We start from the raw sequence: 13,791 nt of genomic DNA, 5'->3' as shown, positions 1-13,791 counted from the left end.
AAGAAGCGGTAGGCTGCCTTGGTATTCGCCCAATCCTGGCAAACGAGCGGGATGCTTTGTCCCATGGCGCTTCCAATCTGCCTGAGCAGTTTGCGGAATCTGTCGCCGAGCCGCGCGTCCCTAAACTCGCATCCACTACTCTCTCGATCAATCCAACATTCACCTTCCAAGGACCGCAAACGGCCTCTTGCCGATCGATCCCTTAATGTCAGCCCCATAGAGCACCCCCTCGCGAATCAGGTGCTCAGCAAGGAATCACAAGTGATTCTTTCGATTCAACATTTCGCCGATCAGCGGATCAGCCCGAGTGGTCAAAGTTATGGGTAATTGAAAGCTACCGGATCAGCGTGAAGATCGAGCCGAATGGGGTCGCCGGAACTTACCTGCGGGAGCATGTCCGCCTGGGCGATGTTCTCGACGTCAGCTCGCCGCGCGGAAGCTTCATCCTGCAATCCGCCGAGCGGCCCGTGGTGTTGCTCAGCGCGGGTATCGGAGCGACGCCCGTTCTGGCGATGCTGTACGCGCTGGCCGGGGCCCATTCGACACGACAGGTCTTATGGCTGCACGCGGCTCGCGACCGGCAGCATCATCCATTTGCCGCCGAAGTGCGTCGCCTTATGCCCGCACTCGCCCACGGCCGCAGCTATGTCTGCTACAGCAGGCCGGGCCCGCGCGACAGAAAAGGCGAGGATTTCGACGCGACCGGTCACCTGTCGCGATCGGTATTCGACGAAGTCGGCATCCCGCCAGAAGCGGACGTCTACCTCTGCGGACCCGTTCGCTTCATGGCAGACATCAAGCAGGCGCTCGCAACCATGGACGTGGCGCCGGAACGGATTCACGTCGAGATCTTCAATGGCAGCGAGTCGATGACTCCTGGTGTCGTCGGCGCAGCGACGCGATCCCCACATCTGCCTGAGGACGACGCCGACACCGGCCCATTGGTATCGTTCGCACGCAGCGGCATCGCCGTGCACTGGAAGCCGTCGGCCTACCAGAGCATTTTGGAGCTGGCCGAGGCATGCGACGTCCCGGTCCGTTGGTCGTGCCGGACCGGCGTTTGTCACAACTGTGAAAGCGGTTTGGTTTCGGGCGCGGTCGCCTATGAACCGCAGCCGCTGGAGAAACCCGCCGACGGCAACGTTCTCGTTTGCTGCTCGCAGCCGATTCGGGACGTCGTCATCGATTTGTGAATCACGACGAGGATTCGATCTCTGACTGAGGGATGGTCACGACTCAGTTCCAGGAGCATGCCCAGGAAATGCTGAACGAAGCGAAGGCGCTGCGGCCTGCTATACCGAATTACGCCCTTGGGTGTTCAGCCTTGGGCCCATTCCACGAACGCCGATCCGGTCTCGCGAAGGACGACTTCGCGCTCCGCCATGCTCAGCTTCGGCGCGTTATAGTAAGCGGCTATGAGCAAGGGGGCACGACCAGGCGGTCGAACAATCGCGTAGTCGTTTGACTCGCCCTTGGTGCTCGTCCCAGGGCGATCCCCCGCAATCCAGTCGGAAGGCAGCGCCGCCCGGATGCGCTTCAGCCCCGGCGTGCAGGCGATCATCCCAGCTTCGAGCCGCTGCCGCGACTGAGGCTTGAGCACGTTGTCCAACAGTATCTTCCGAACGGAGCCGACAATCGCCCGTGGAGTCGTTGTGTCCAGGATCCCGCTGTCCTCGTTTGACTTCGGCTCGTATCGATCCGAACGGGTCACCGTATCACCAAGACCGCGAACGAACTTGGTAAGACCAGACGGGCCCCCAGCGCTTCGCATCAGAAGAATGGCGGCGGTGTTGTCACTCGCCTCCAGGAGCGCCTTGGTCAGATCGCCAACCGACAGCGCTCCTTTCCCGACATTGGCTTTTGTAATCGGCGAAGTGAATATCAGGTCTTTCTCGCCATAGGGAATCATCCGGGACAGCGCCTCTTGGCCAGCGTCCACTCTGGCCAGAACCAAGGCTGCGAGAAGCCCTTTGAAGGTGCTGCACATCAGGAAGCGTTCGTCCGCTCTGTGAGCGAGGGTCCGCCCCGTTCCGGTATCTACCGCGAATACTCCAAGCCGACCGCCGTGGCGCTTCTCGATCTCGGCAATCGAAGCTTCCTCGGCCGTCGCGCTTTGGGCTCCGAGCCCGATGAACAGGCACGCGCCAATGATAGCGCCTCGGCGTGTCATCGAAACCACGTCGTCAATCTCCAGCTAAGAAGGATTTTAAATCGGCCTCAGTTGTGGCCAATTTCATTTCGAATGTCACCTATTGGCGGGGCGCAATCCGATGGAAGGTAAAGCTGCAGCCATTTCTGAAGGAGCATATTCGCGGTCCCACCCACGTCTCGCCAACCCGCCCCGCGGATTTGTCCCGTGACGCGAGTGATTTGCCCGAGCGGGCGCGCTTGCAAAATTTCTGTCCAGCCCCTACGGACGCGAGGCAGAATGAGATGCCGAGAGACGAGCGACATATCCGCGTAAGATCGATTCGTGTGAAACCCGAAAGGACTTGCAATGGCAAAGAACACGATTTGCCTCTGGTATGACAAGGACGCCGAGGCTGCTGCCCGCTTCTACGCCGAGACGTTCCCCGACAGCGTGGTAGGCGCCGTCCGCCGTGCACCTAGTGACTATCCGGCCGGCAAGGCGGGCGATGTGCTGGTGGTCGAATTTACTGTTGCAGGCGTGCCCTGCATCGGCCTCAACGGCGGTCCCGCGTTCAAACATAACGAAGCCTTCTCGTTCCAGATCGCCACCGACGATCAGGACGAGACCGACCGATATTGGAATGCCATCGTCGGCAATGGCGGGCAGGAAAGCGCGTGCGGCTGGTGCAAAGACAAATGGGGCGTTTCCTGGCAAATCACGCCGCGCGTGCTCACCGAAGCGTTGGCGGCTGGCGGCGATGAAGCAAAGCGCGCATTTGATGCGATGATGGGCATGAAGAAGATAGACGTCGCCGCGATCAAGGCGGCGCGGCGCGGCTGACTTGCGCTTGCAGGCGCTGCGATACCCCTTTCGAAGACTGTGGCGAGATCAGCCACGCGGGAAAACGATCCCGGTCTGATGGCCTATGTCTGCGACTCGTGGAGCGGCCAGGACCGTGCTTGGCCTAATGTGGCGTCGTGAAAATAGCCAATCTCGCAATTTGGCGGGAAGTACCAGTGCATGATCCGGAAAAGTGTGTAGCGGTTTTCCGAAAAGATCATGCTCAATCAAAGAGCTAAGGCGCGATGACGATTCAACTCAATCTCATCGCGCTTGAGCGCATGATCCGGATCATGCGCTCATGGCTCCATTGTGTAGGAGCGCCCGGGTTCGAGCACGTAGATGGTCAGAAAGCGGAGCGGGCGTTCCGGGTCACAATTGCGAAAGAGGGTGTGTGGAATATCGGAGCGATCCTGCAAGGTCTCGCCTGCTCGATACTGTCGCGGATCATCGCTGCCATAGGCTGACTCGGCAACACCTTCAATGATGAAGACCACTCCCCCAACCGGATGCCGGTGAAGCGGAGCTACACCGCCGGGTGGATAGGTCACCTCAGCCACGACAAGTTCCCGATGATCGCCGGACAATGGAAGACGTTCGAGAACCTTACGTGTGACACCCGGAAACCCGGCTTGTTGGGCGCTTGCCTGACCATCGATATTTTCACCCATTGGACACCCCTTGTTGTCAGACGTCGAGCCGTCGTACCTCGATCAGATCGCGGAGCGAACGACGATGGGGAGGCCTCGCCAAAGCAGCAAGGTGCCCGAGCGGCAGTTCTACATGTCGGCTCATGGCCTCGGACCTCCGACATATTTGAGACGACCTGCAAGGTCGCTCGAATAGTCTCTACCACGTGTAGTGCACGCCGAGGTCTCCCCTCACGCCATCGCGGCGGCCGCCGTCGGTGCCGCTCACGGCGAACTGGTAGCCGGCCTGGGCGTAGAGGCTGAGGCCAGGAAGAAGCTTCGCGCTGAGGCCGCCGGCGAACTCGAGCCGCGTCGCCTCTTCGCGCAAGGGCACCGAATCGATGCCGAACATCGTGGTCGCGTTGGCACCCCAGTCGCGCCAGACGTTGGCGAGCACGTAAGGCTGCCACACCCGCCCGGCGGGGTCGCTGATGGTCCACTTGCCGCGCAGCCCGAGCCGCCCGCTGGCGCCGGACGTCGTGCCGAGCCCGACCGGGCCCAAGCCGTCATTGTCGTCGCGGAAGGAAACCTGCTGCCAGATGATCTGGCCCTCCGGCTCCAGCACGAAGAGCGGCCCGAGCCACGGCAGCGGGATCGGATAGCCCGTCTCCAGCGAGGAGGTGAAGCCGGTGCCGTTGAGCGGCAGGTTGGCGAACTGCGTCGCCGCGTTGCCGTTGTAGAACGAGCCCTGCAGCACCGCGTCGATGTACCAGCCGGTTGGACCATAGTGCGTCCAGTAGCCGCCCACCGAAAAGGCATTGAGATTCACCGAACCGGTGTGTTGCAGCACATAGGCGGTCGCCGCCGCGTTGGTGACGAGACCGTTCACATCGACATTGCCGTTGCTATAGGCGAAGTAGACGCCGGCGTTATCGCTGTGGCCCGGAATCAGGCTGCCGCGCCAGATGTCGGCGCCGCTCTGAATGCCGGCGATCTGGCCGGTGGCGCGCGGATCGGCGAAGGCCTGGTAGTGGTTGTCGATCTGCTGGCCGAACAAGCGGCCCCAGACCGCCGACCGGCAGTTGTACGGAACAGGCGGAGCCTTGGTGATGAGGGCGCCGTCGTCTGAGGTGGCGTTCAGGCACGCCGTGTCCGCTGCCGCGTCGCCGACGCGCTCATGCAAGGTACCGAGCGTGGTGAGCCCCATCTGCCGCGCGATCGGCTGCACCACACCATAGGTGGCAAGCTCCGGCCCGATGATCGGCCAGACGCCCGGCGGTGGTGGCAACCCGTTGTCGGGTGCAGGCTCAGTGGGCAACTCGCCTGGCGGCGTAACTGGGCCGTTGCCGCCGTTCCCTCCATTGCCGAGGAAGGTCGAGCGCAGGAACCAATCATTGGCGAGACTGGGGTCGCTGCCATTGAGGCTGCCGCGGAACAGATCGTAGTCGTAGACGCCGCCGCGCACTTCGCCGGCGAGCGTGAATGTCGCAGGGGCGCCCGGGACTTGTGTCGTGGCGTTACCCAGGGCCTCGACGACCTGAATGCCGTTGGCGTTGGTCTGAGCACCGGGGCCGCCCGCATTGGTGATGCGCAGGGAAGTCGTTCCGCTCGCCGTGCCGTTGTTGACGATGACAAGCTTGTCCGAGGGTGAGCTGTCAGCACCAAGGAAGGTGTTGAGGCCGAGTAATCCGCCCTGGCCCACATACGTCATCGTCGTCAGCGTTTTGAACATTCCGTTCGCGGGTGGGGTGAACTGAATGGCGCCGCCGTTCATCACCGTGCCGACCGTCGAGTCGCCTGTCACGGTCCAGTTGCCGCCCGAAGCGGTCGTGACCTCGGTCACGTTCGTCGCCGCACCCCTCCAATTCGCGTTGGTCATCAGGTTGATGTTCGCGGTGCCGCCAGGCGAGACGATTGCGTCTCCCGCCAATCTGGCTGCATCACTGGCGGTCAGATTGAGGGTGCTGCCACCGCCGACGCTGAGCAGCGCCGTATTACCCGTGATGGAACCACCGCTCACGTTCACCTGCAGCGTCCCTGGCAAAGCCGGCATTCCAGGAATCCCCGACAACTGCCCCACCGCGATCGCTGTGGGTGCTGTGACGTTGGTATCGACCAGATTCACCGCGTTGTTGCCAATGAGGTTAAAGATACCAAACGCGTTGCCGTGGACCATAGTCACGTTCGTCATCGTGACAGTGCTGTTATTAACAACTTGTATGGCAGTAAAGGTGGAGTCGACCGAACCACCCGTCATATTCACTGTGCCGTTGTTGGCCGCGGCGATGCCGGTGACGGCGCTGCCGAGCATCGCGGCGTCGCCGTTGGCGATCACTTCGGTACCCATCAGCGTCACTGTGCCGCCCAGTTGGGCACCGATGCTGGTTGCCAAGCCTGTGGCCGACCCACCCGTCAGTTCTATACGGGCGTTCTGCCCATTGGCACTGGCCGCGGAATTGGGTCCCGCGAGTATCGCGTTTGCCGCAGTTATCGTTGAGTTCGCGCCGAAAGCCTGGACGGCTATGTTTTGCGTGCTGGTAATAAATGTGTCTACGCCGGGACCGCCGATGGTGATGGTGCCTCCATTCGTAGCATTGGCACCAAAGGATGGGGTCTCAACCACGGATCCGGCCGGGACATTGGCCGTCGCTCCAGGGCCGTTGGCGACGACAGGAGGTATGTTCTGGGCGTGGACCGGGACCGATGCGACGCCAGTCAAGACGACACAGATAGTCACGACGACACAGAAGGCGCAAACAGCCCGCCGGCTCTGGCCAGTGAAAAGCCTTTGGGGTAAATGCCGACCAACGGTGTTACACATCCTTGCGCTGGGCGAGATTAAACTGACGCGCCAGCCGATATCGGCGTTGATGCTCCCGGACCCGCTAGCTCGGTTCCCCACGTTGCCTCCCCTCGCGCATCAACGGCAAAACCGGCGAGCCCCTGCGGGGTAAGTCTTAAAGACTCGGTGACCCAATCTGCACTGTTAGTTGTCTCGAAATGGCCGCACAACTTGCCGCAGGTGTGGCAATTGCCGGAGGCGGCTCGGATTTCCCGATGGCTGTTGCTATCGCGCGACGGAGTGGACAGCGATGCTGACCAATTGCGTGGTTTCGACGGCTTCCTGCTTCGGTGGGAGCCCCGCAACGAAATCACCGCTCGCTACCTGAAGATGTGCCGTCGATCCTACTCGCGCCGGCCGACGAGGTGATCGAATAGCCGCGATCGACCCTCAGAACGTCTCTTCCTGGCCCCGAGCCGAAACGGCTCGAAGGTCCGCCGATGTCCGCACTCGAAGTAAACCGGATTCGCCGTCCACATAGACATTCATTGCACCCGAAAGCAGGTGGAAGAACTCTTCTCGCGAGTAGGCGTGAGTGGCGACTCCGAGCCTCGCCTCATCTTGAAGACAATAAGATCGAACGCTCCGTTATTGTCTGTTGTTCCCGCCATCCGGCTCGAAGGATGCCCTTGCACCACGTCGAATTGCTCAAGGCAGGGGACCTCTTGTAAGCCCTCAGTGCGCCCGACTGTTGCCTGCTAATGCGTCTCTTGCTCCGTCACCCATGTCGATCCACCGTCTGCAAGCGTTCATTGCAGCGTTGAGATCTCAGCGCAGACCGGACATGGCCGAGGCGCAGGTGATTTGCCCGGCGGGCACGCTCGCAAAATTCCTGTCCAGCCCCTATGGAAAAAATATTTCTGTTTTTCAGAAACAGCTCCCATGGTAGCTTTCGCCCATCCCGCCTTGATTGAAGAGGGCGTATCGCGATCGTCACGAAACGCGAGGCGGAATGCGGTGGACGCTGATTGTGCCGACGGACGAGCGGCACGTTCGCGTACGGCCAAGTCGTGTGGTCCTGGCGCGCCCATGCAGGCGCCAAATCGGCGAGGATGCCCCACGCATCGCGCCGGTGACGGTGGCAAACAAGCTGGTTCACCGAGGAGAGCACGAAGTAAGCCGTCAAACCACTGCGCAGGGAAGGCCGGCGTGATTCCGCCGCCACCTGCGGTCGTCGCGCTCTCGCGCACTTTTTTCGCGCGAGGGCTGCGGGTGTCTGGCGGGCACCCGGTCTTCCCTGCGCCCTCGATCTCTCGAGGTCCTCGCAGAGCCCCCGGGCGCGCATCGTGCCGCGGGAATGCGAAGGCGTGTCTTCACCTTGCTGTTTGACAATTGAATCGGAAAAACCAGGCTGATTGCAGCGACAGCCCTGAATGCGTTGCCGCTGGCTGGCACGCCTCGCCCTCTCCCTGTTCTTACGGGGTCGAGACGAGCTCCGAGAGGGTTGGGATGAGGGGCTGTATCCACAAGCGCAGTGCCTGGAGAGGCCCTCACCCGCATCGCATCTTTTCGATGCGAGGCGACCTTCCCCGCAAGCGGGGCGAGGTGAAGTCTCGTGCCGTGCAGGCTAACCGGTGCTCTCCATCTCCCGCATCCGCCGCGCATAAAGCCTGCGCAGCGGTTCGAGCTGCGTCGCGGCTGTTGCCGCAAGATACGCTTCGCGCGCGGCGTCGCACCGGCCGAGCCGGCGCAACAGATCGGCCCGCACCGCCGGCAACAGCTCGTATCCCTTGAGGCCGCCGCGCGCTTCCAGCGCATCGATCAGCGCGAGCGCCCGCGCCGGTCCGTCGACTATCGAGATCGCAGCAGCGTGGTTGAGCTCGATCACCGGCGAGGGCGCGATGCGCAGCAGCACTTCGTAAAGGCCCGCGATCTGCGGCCAATCGGTGTCGGCGTAGCTGGAGGCACGCGCATGCAGCGCGGCGATCGCGGCCTGCACCACATAGGTCTGCGGCCGGCCCGGCAGCAGCAAGGCCTCATCGACAAGCCGCAGGCCTTCCGCGATCTGCGCACGATCCCAGAGCGAGCGATCCTGCTCCTCGAGCAGCACGATGTCGCCGGCATCCGTCTCGCGCCCGGCGCGCCGTGCGTCATGCAGAAGCATCAACGCCAACAGCCCCTTGATCTCGCGACGCTGCGGCATCAATCCATCAAGCAGCCGGCCCAGCCGGATCGCCTCGCGCGCCAGATCGGGGTGCATCAGATCCTCGCCTGAGGTCGCGACATAGCCCTCGGTGAAGACGAGATAGATCACCGCAAGCACACCGGTGAGGCGCGGCTCCAGCGCCTCACGCTCCGGCACCTCATACGCGATGCCGGCAAGCCGGATCTTCTGCTTGGCACGCAACAGGCGCTGCCCCATCGCATCCTCGCTGACCAGGAACGCACGCGCGACCTGCGCGGTGGAGAGGCCGCAAACCGTGCGCAGCGTGAGTGCAACCTGGACCTCCGGCGCAAAGGACGGATGACAGCAGGTGAAGATCAGCCGCAGCATATCGTCATCGAGCGTGCCGGCGTCTTCCGGCTCCTCACAGCCCGCGGCGTTGTTTAAGAATTCGTGCGTCAACTCCCCCAGCTTGCCGCGAAACGACATCTGGCGGCGGATGCGGTCGATCGCCTTGTTGCGCGCGACATTGACCAGCCAGGCACGGGGATTGGATGGCGGATCGGAAGCCGGCCAGCGCTCCAGTGCGACAGCGAAGGCTTCCTGCAGGACATCCTCGGCCAGATCGAAATCGCCGACGAGGCGAATCAGCGTTGCGAGCGCCCGGCTCGCCTCGTCCCGGAATATTCGTTCGATCTCGGCTGGGGTCATGCGACTAGTCGTTACGAAACACCGTCGTTCCGGGGCACCCGAAGGGTGAACCCGGAACCTCGAGATTCCGGGTTCGCCCGCTGAAGCGAGCGCCCCCGAACGACGGCGGACGCTATTTATACACCCAGATCGGGCGGACCTCGATCGATCCATCGCGGGCGCTCGGAATGCGCGCGGCAATGCCGATCGCAGCGTCGAGATCCTTGGCCTCGATCAGGTAAAAGCCGCCGAGCTGCTCGCGCGTTTCCGCAAACGGGCCATCCGTGGTCAGCACCTTGCCGTCGCGGACGCGCACCGTCGTTGCGGTCGATGTCGGCTGGAGCCGGTCTGCGGCTTTGAAGTTGCCGCTCTGGATGATCGACTGGGTAAAGGCCTGGTATTCAGCCGTCGTCTTCTCGACGGTCGCGGCGTCGCGCTTCGCATAGTCGACTTCATTGGTGTAGATCAATAGCAGATACTGCATCGTCGCTTGCTCCTTCTTGATTGGCTGGATCGCCGACATCCAGTCGAACCGCCGACGGCCGGAACGACATCTTCAGGATAATTTATTTTCGGGCGCGCGTCGGGCGATGATCCCCTTGACGTCGCCGCCGTCAGCCCCCATGCGTAAGGGCGTCAGTCGGCCGGACGGCCGCTCCGGCAAGCACCGAAAGGTCGTCGGAGAGGAAAGTCCGGGCTCCATTGACATGCGGTGCCGGATAACATCCGGCGGGGGCAACCCTAGGGAAAGTGCCACAGAGAACGAACCGCCCGCCCTGCGGCGCAAGCTGCGAGGGCGAGTAAGGGTGAAAAGGTGCGGTAAGAGCGCACCGCGGTTCCGGCAACGGAACCGGCATGGTAAACCCCACCGGGAGCAAGACCGAATAGGGACGGTTACGCGGGCAGTTCGCGGAATGCGACAACGCCCGCGGGAGCGATGTCAGGCTCGCCGTCCGGGTAGGTTGCAGGAGGTCGCGCGCAAGCGCGATCCCAGAGGAATGGCCGTCACGTATCGTGCCGCGCGACCGGCGCGGTGCCCTACAGAACCCGGCTTACAGGCCGGCTGATGCTTTAAATGAGGGGTTCTGCGCCAACCGCGCCGGACCCCTCGCCATTTTGGAGATCATGGTCGGCCACGTCATTGCAGGGCGCGCCAACGGGTTCGCGCAAAGCGCGGCCCAACGACAGGCTCCGCGCGAAGGGGAATCTCGCGCCACAAGCGTGTTCTCAAATCGATGGTCCCCGCTGAAGTCGTCGTGTAAACGTCGCGACGGTTTCAATGCACGGGAGGAAACATGCACGCGGCCGGCTATGCGCTGCTGTTTGTCGGTGCGCTCGCCGGCGGTTTCGTCTCCGGCCTTGCCGGTTTCGGCACCGCGCTGATGGCACTGGGAATCTGGCTCTATGTGCTGCCGCCCTCGGTTGCGGTGACGCTGGTGCTGATCTGTTCGGTCGTCGCGCAAACCTCGACGCTGCCGTCGATGTGGAAGGGCTTTGATCTGAGTCTGGTCTGGCCGTTCCTGATCGGCGGACTTGCCGGCGTCCCCCTGGGCACGATGCTGATCGCGCATGCCGATCCCGATGTGTTCAAGCGCACCATAGGCATCTTCCTGCTGGTGTTTCCCGTGGCGCTTCATTTCAACCGCGATTGGCCGGCGCTTCGCTTCGGCGGCAAGCTGGCGGATGGCGCAGTCGGTTTTGCCGGCGGCATCTTGGGTGGCCTGGCCGGCCTGTCAGGCCCGCTTCCAATTTTGTGGGCGAGCCTGCGCGGTTGGGGCAAGCACGAGCGGCGCGGGGTCTTCCAACTCTTCAATTGGACCGTGCTTGCCGCCGCGCTTTGCCTGCAGATCGCGAGCGGCCTGATCGAGCCGCACGTGATCTGGCTTGCGCTGGTTGCCTTCCCTGGAACGATCGCCGGCGCCTGGCTGGGCGCGCGGGTCTATCACGCCATGAGCGACCGCAACTTCACCGATGTCGTGCTGGGCCTGCTGTTCATCTCCGGCATCGGCCTGCTGTGGAGCGGCCTGAAATAGGTTCAGCGGCGATATTGTCGCAACACGGCACCGATCCTCTCTGCGCCTTTTTCGATCTCGCGCGCGTTCCAGGCCGCAAAGCCGAGAAACAATCCGCGCTCGGTAACGCGGCCGAGAAAATGCGGCGACAATGGACGTAGCGAAATGCCGTTGTCGACCATGCGCCCGGCAACCTCATGGTCGTCGATCTGCTTGCCGAGCGAAGCGACGAGCTGCATGCCGCCGCTCGGTGGATCGATCTTGAGCCAATCCCCTGCCACCGCATGCAGCGCGCGCACGAGGTGGTCGCGTCGTTCGCGATAGATGCGCGTCATCTTGCGGATGTGCGCGGCGAAATGGCCATCGTCGATGAACTCGGCCAACGCCTCCTGCAATGGCGCCGCCCCAATCTGCCCGCTGTGCCGCTGCGCTTTTCCGAAAATGTCGACGTAAGCCTCAGGCACGAGCACGTAGCCCAGGCGGATGTCCGCGAAAGTCGATTTCGAGAACGTTCCGACATAGAAGACGCATCCCGCTTCATCGAGGCCTTGCAGCGCGGCCACCGGCCGGCCGTCATAGTGAAACTCGCTGTCGTAATCATCCTCGATGATGAGCGCGCCGACGCTTGCTGCGAAGGCAAGGAGCTGGCGGCGGCGGTTGATGCTCATGAGCCGTCCCGTCGGATATTGATGCGAGGGCGTGACGAAGATCAGGCGTGGCCGGCCGCTTCCGCTCTCGATCACTAATCCGGCGCGATCGAGGGATGTGCCGGCGACGCGTCCGCCCGCGGCTTCGAAGGCTGCATGCGCGCCACCATAGCCGGGACTTTCCATCCAGGCGAGATCGCCGGCGTCGAGCACGACGCGCGCGATGAGCTCGATCGCGGCCTGGGCCGAGGGCATGACCATGAGCTGGCGGGCCTGCGCCCTCACGCCGCGATGGATCACCAAATGCCGCAGCAGGGCCGATTGCAGCGCCGGGCTATTGATGGACAGTGCCTGACGGGTGGCCGCGCTGCGCGCGGCGCGCCGAAGACACCGCGCCCAGAGATCGTGTGGAAATTCGCGCGCATCGCCTATCCCCGTCTGAAACGGCCGCGGCGGCGCCTTGTCCCGGAAAGGCCAATTGGACCTTTGCAGGTGCTTCGCCCAACGCGAGGTCCGCGGCGCCAGAGTTGCCGTCGCCGAGATCGACTTGCCGCGCGCAAGCCTCAACGGCTGCGCCGCGATCACGGGGCGGCGACCCTGTGCAACCTCCAGGTACCCCTCCATCGCGAGCTGGTCGACCACGCTTGAGACCGTGTTGCGCGATACCTTGAGCTGACGCGCGACTTCACGGCTAGACGGCAGGCGGCGCCCAGGCAGAAGCGCCCCCTTCAAGATCGCTTCGCGCAGCGCATTCGCGAGCTGATGAGTCAATGTTTCCGAGCGGTTTGGCGACAGCTCGATATCGACCAGCCCGGCCAGCACATCCTGCATCCAACTGGCTCCGTCAAATTGTTACAAATGGCTCTTTGTTGAATACCAGTTAAGGCTAACTTGGCAGCCCTGTCGAGCGCCCGATCGACATCCTTGCCGAGTTGATCTTATGGATTATGCCCTGCCCCGCCGCGTCGCGTTTCTACTGTTTGCCATCGTGGTCGTGACCTGGGGCCTGAACTGGGCCGTCACGAAGGTCATCGTTCACAGCGTCTTCCCGCTGTGGGCGACTGCGATCCGCACCGCGATCGCCACTGCGGCGTTGTTCGTCGTGCAGCTCGCGCGCGGGCAGTTGATCATTCCGCGCCGCGGCGATTGGCCTGTGATCGCCGCGATCGCACTGCTGCACATGGTGGCATTCTCGGCGCTGGTCGCCTTCGGCCTCAAATTCACGCCGGTCGGCCGCTCGATCGTGCTGGGCTACACGACCCCGCTCTGGGTGGTGCCTGGCGCCGCGCTTTTCCTGGGCGAGCCGATCACCCGGCCGCGGCTGGTTGGCACCGCTCTTGGCCTGCTCGGACTCGCCGCGATGTTCAACCCATTTGCGTTTGACTGGAGCAATCGCGAGGCGGTCGTCGGAAGTGGGCTGATCCTGCTCGCCGCGTTGTCCTGGGCGGCGAACATCCTCTATGTCCGCGCGCACAAATGGGTCTCGACTCCGTTCCAGCTCACCTTCTGGCAGACGTTGCTGGCAGCGGTTGTGCTCGCAATACTTGCCGCGCTCGTCGACGGGGCACCGCAAATCAACTGGAGTCCGGCGCTCGCGGGTGCATTCTTTTATGCAGGAGTCTTCGGCACAGCGCTGGCGTATTGGGCCATGGCCATGGTCAACCGCAGCCTGCCCGCGGCAACGACCTCGCTCGGCATTTTGGCGACTCCCGTGGTCGGCGTGGTCACCTCCACGCTGGCGCTGGGCGAGGCCGTCGATATTTCCTTGCTGCTGGCGATGGTTCTGATTCTCGCGGGCATCGCCATCGGCACCATCCCCGCGAAGCGAGGCTCCGCTGGTCAGGACAAGCAGGCGTTGGTCGCGACGATCGCCCGACCATGATCCCATCGCGCAGC

General features: G+C 63.0%; 11 protein-coding genes and 1 other RNA gene. 5 read left to right on the top strand and 7 right to left on the bottom strand.

Going from position 1 to position 13,791, the window contains the following annotated elements; all coding sequences use genetic code 11:
- A partial coding sequence (locus F758_RS48205; protein WP_198026584.1) for an IS4/Tn5 family transposase DNA-binding protein occupies positions 1-218 on the bottom strand: 218 nt, incomplete at its 3' end.
- Between the two features lie 129 nt (positions 219-347).
- Here F758_RS48205 and F758_RS0128805 point away from each other — a divergent pair.
- Positions 348-1,193 carry a 2Fe-2S iron-sulfur cluster-binding protein gene (locus F758_RS0128805; protein WP_024511143.1) on the top strand — a complete coding sequence of 282 codons (846 nt, stop codon included), beginning with the start codon at positions 348-350 and terminating at the stop codon, positions 1,191-1,193.
- A 125-nt stretch (positions 1,194-1,318) separates the two neighbouring features.
- Here F758_RS0128805 and bla read toward each other — a convergent pair whose 3' ends face one another.
- Positions 1,319-2,170: a class A beta-lactamase gene (bla, locus tag F758_RS0128800; protein WP_024511142.1), complete on the bottom strand. Its 852-nt coding sequence runs from the start codon at positions 2,168-2,170 to the stop codon at positions 1,319-1,321.
- A gap of 327 nt (positions 2,171-2,497) precedes the next feature.
- Between bla and F758_RS0128795 the strand changes: the two genes are divergently transcribed.
- The gene (locus tag F758_RS0128795; RefSeq protein ID WP_024511141.1) at positions 2,498-2,971 is read left to right on the top strand and encodes a VOC family protein; all 474 of its coding nucleotides are present in this window, start codon (positions 2,498-2,500) and stop codon (positions 2,969-2,971) included.
- Between the two features lie 299 nt (positions 2,972-3,270).
- On the opposite strand, the gene F758_RS48200 is transcribed toward F758_RS0128795, so the two are convergent.
- The 4 genes from F758_RS48200 to F758_RS0128770 all read right to left on the bottom strand — a co-directional run bounded on the left by F758_RS48200 (position 3,271) and on the right by F758_RS0128770 (position 9,720).
- Positions 3,271-3,642: a cupin domain-containing protein gene (locus tag F758_RS48200; RefSeq protein ID WP_084305707.1), complete on the bottom strand. Its 372-nt coding sequence runs from the start codon at positions 3,640-3,642 to the stop codon at positions 3,271-3,273.
- 178 nt (positions 3,643-3,820) lie between these two features.
- Entirely contained in the window at positions 3,821-5,992 is a 2,172-nt protein-coding gene (locus F758_RS47145) for an autotransporter family protein (protein ID WP_245286612.1), read from the bottom strand.
- A gap of 2,017 nt (positions 5,993-8,009) precedes the next feature.
- Positions 8,010-9,257: an RNA polymerase sigma factor gene (locus F758_RS0128775; RefSeq protein WP_024511137.1), complete on the bottom strand. Its 1,248-nt coding sequence runs from the start codon at positions 9,255-9,257 to the stop codon at positions 8,010-8,012.
- 112 nt (positions 9,258-9,369) lie between these two features.
- Positions 9,370-9,720 (bottom strand): YciI family protein, encoded by a 351-nt coding sequence (locus F758_RS0128770; protein WP_024511136.1) that lies wholly within the window; start codon positions 9,718-9,720, stop codon positions 9,370-9,372.
- Between the two features lie 152 nt (positions 9,721-9,872).
- Between F758_RS0128770 and rnpB the strand changes: the two genes are divergently transcribed.
- Positions 9,873-10,307: RNase P RNA component class A (gene rnpB, locus F758_RS46660), an RNA gene on the top strand.
- 224 nt (positions 10,308-10,531) lie between these two features.
- Complete coding sequence (locus tag F758_RS0128765) at positions 10,532-11,269, top strand: sulfite exporter TauE/SafE family protein (RefSeq protein ID WP_024511135.1); 738 nt, start codon at positions 10,532-10,534, stop codon at positions 11,267-11,269.
- A gap of 2 nt (positions 11,270-11,271) precedes the next feature.
- Here the strand turns inward: F758_RS0128765 and pdxR are convergent, their stop codons facing one another.
- Positions 11,272-12,726, bottom strand: coding sequence for a MocR-like pyridoxine biosynthesis transcription factor PdxR (pdxR, locus tag F758_RS0128760; protein WP_024511134.1), 1,455 nt, complete (start codon positions 12,724-12,726; stop codon positions 11,272-11,274).
- Positions 12,727-12,835: 109 nt separating this feature from the next.
- On the opposite strand from pdxR, the gene F758_RS0128755 reads away from it, so the two are divergent.
- Positions 12,836-13,777: a DMT family transporter gene (locus F758_RS0128755; protein ID WP_024511133.1), complete on the top strand. Its 942-nt coding sequence runs from the start codon at positions 12,836-12,838 to the stop codon at positions 13,775-13,777.
- The last annotated feature ends 14 nt before the right edge of the window (positions 13,778-13,791 follow it).

Origin of the sequence: Bradyrhizobium sp. ARR65, from assembly GCF_000472385.1 — a bacterium.
Taxonomy (GTDB): domain Bacteria; phylum Pseudomonadota; class Alphaproteobacteria; order Rhizobiales; family Xanthobacteraceae; genus Bradyrhizobium.
This window is presented reverse-complemented; position numbering and strand designations above follow the sequence as displayed.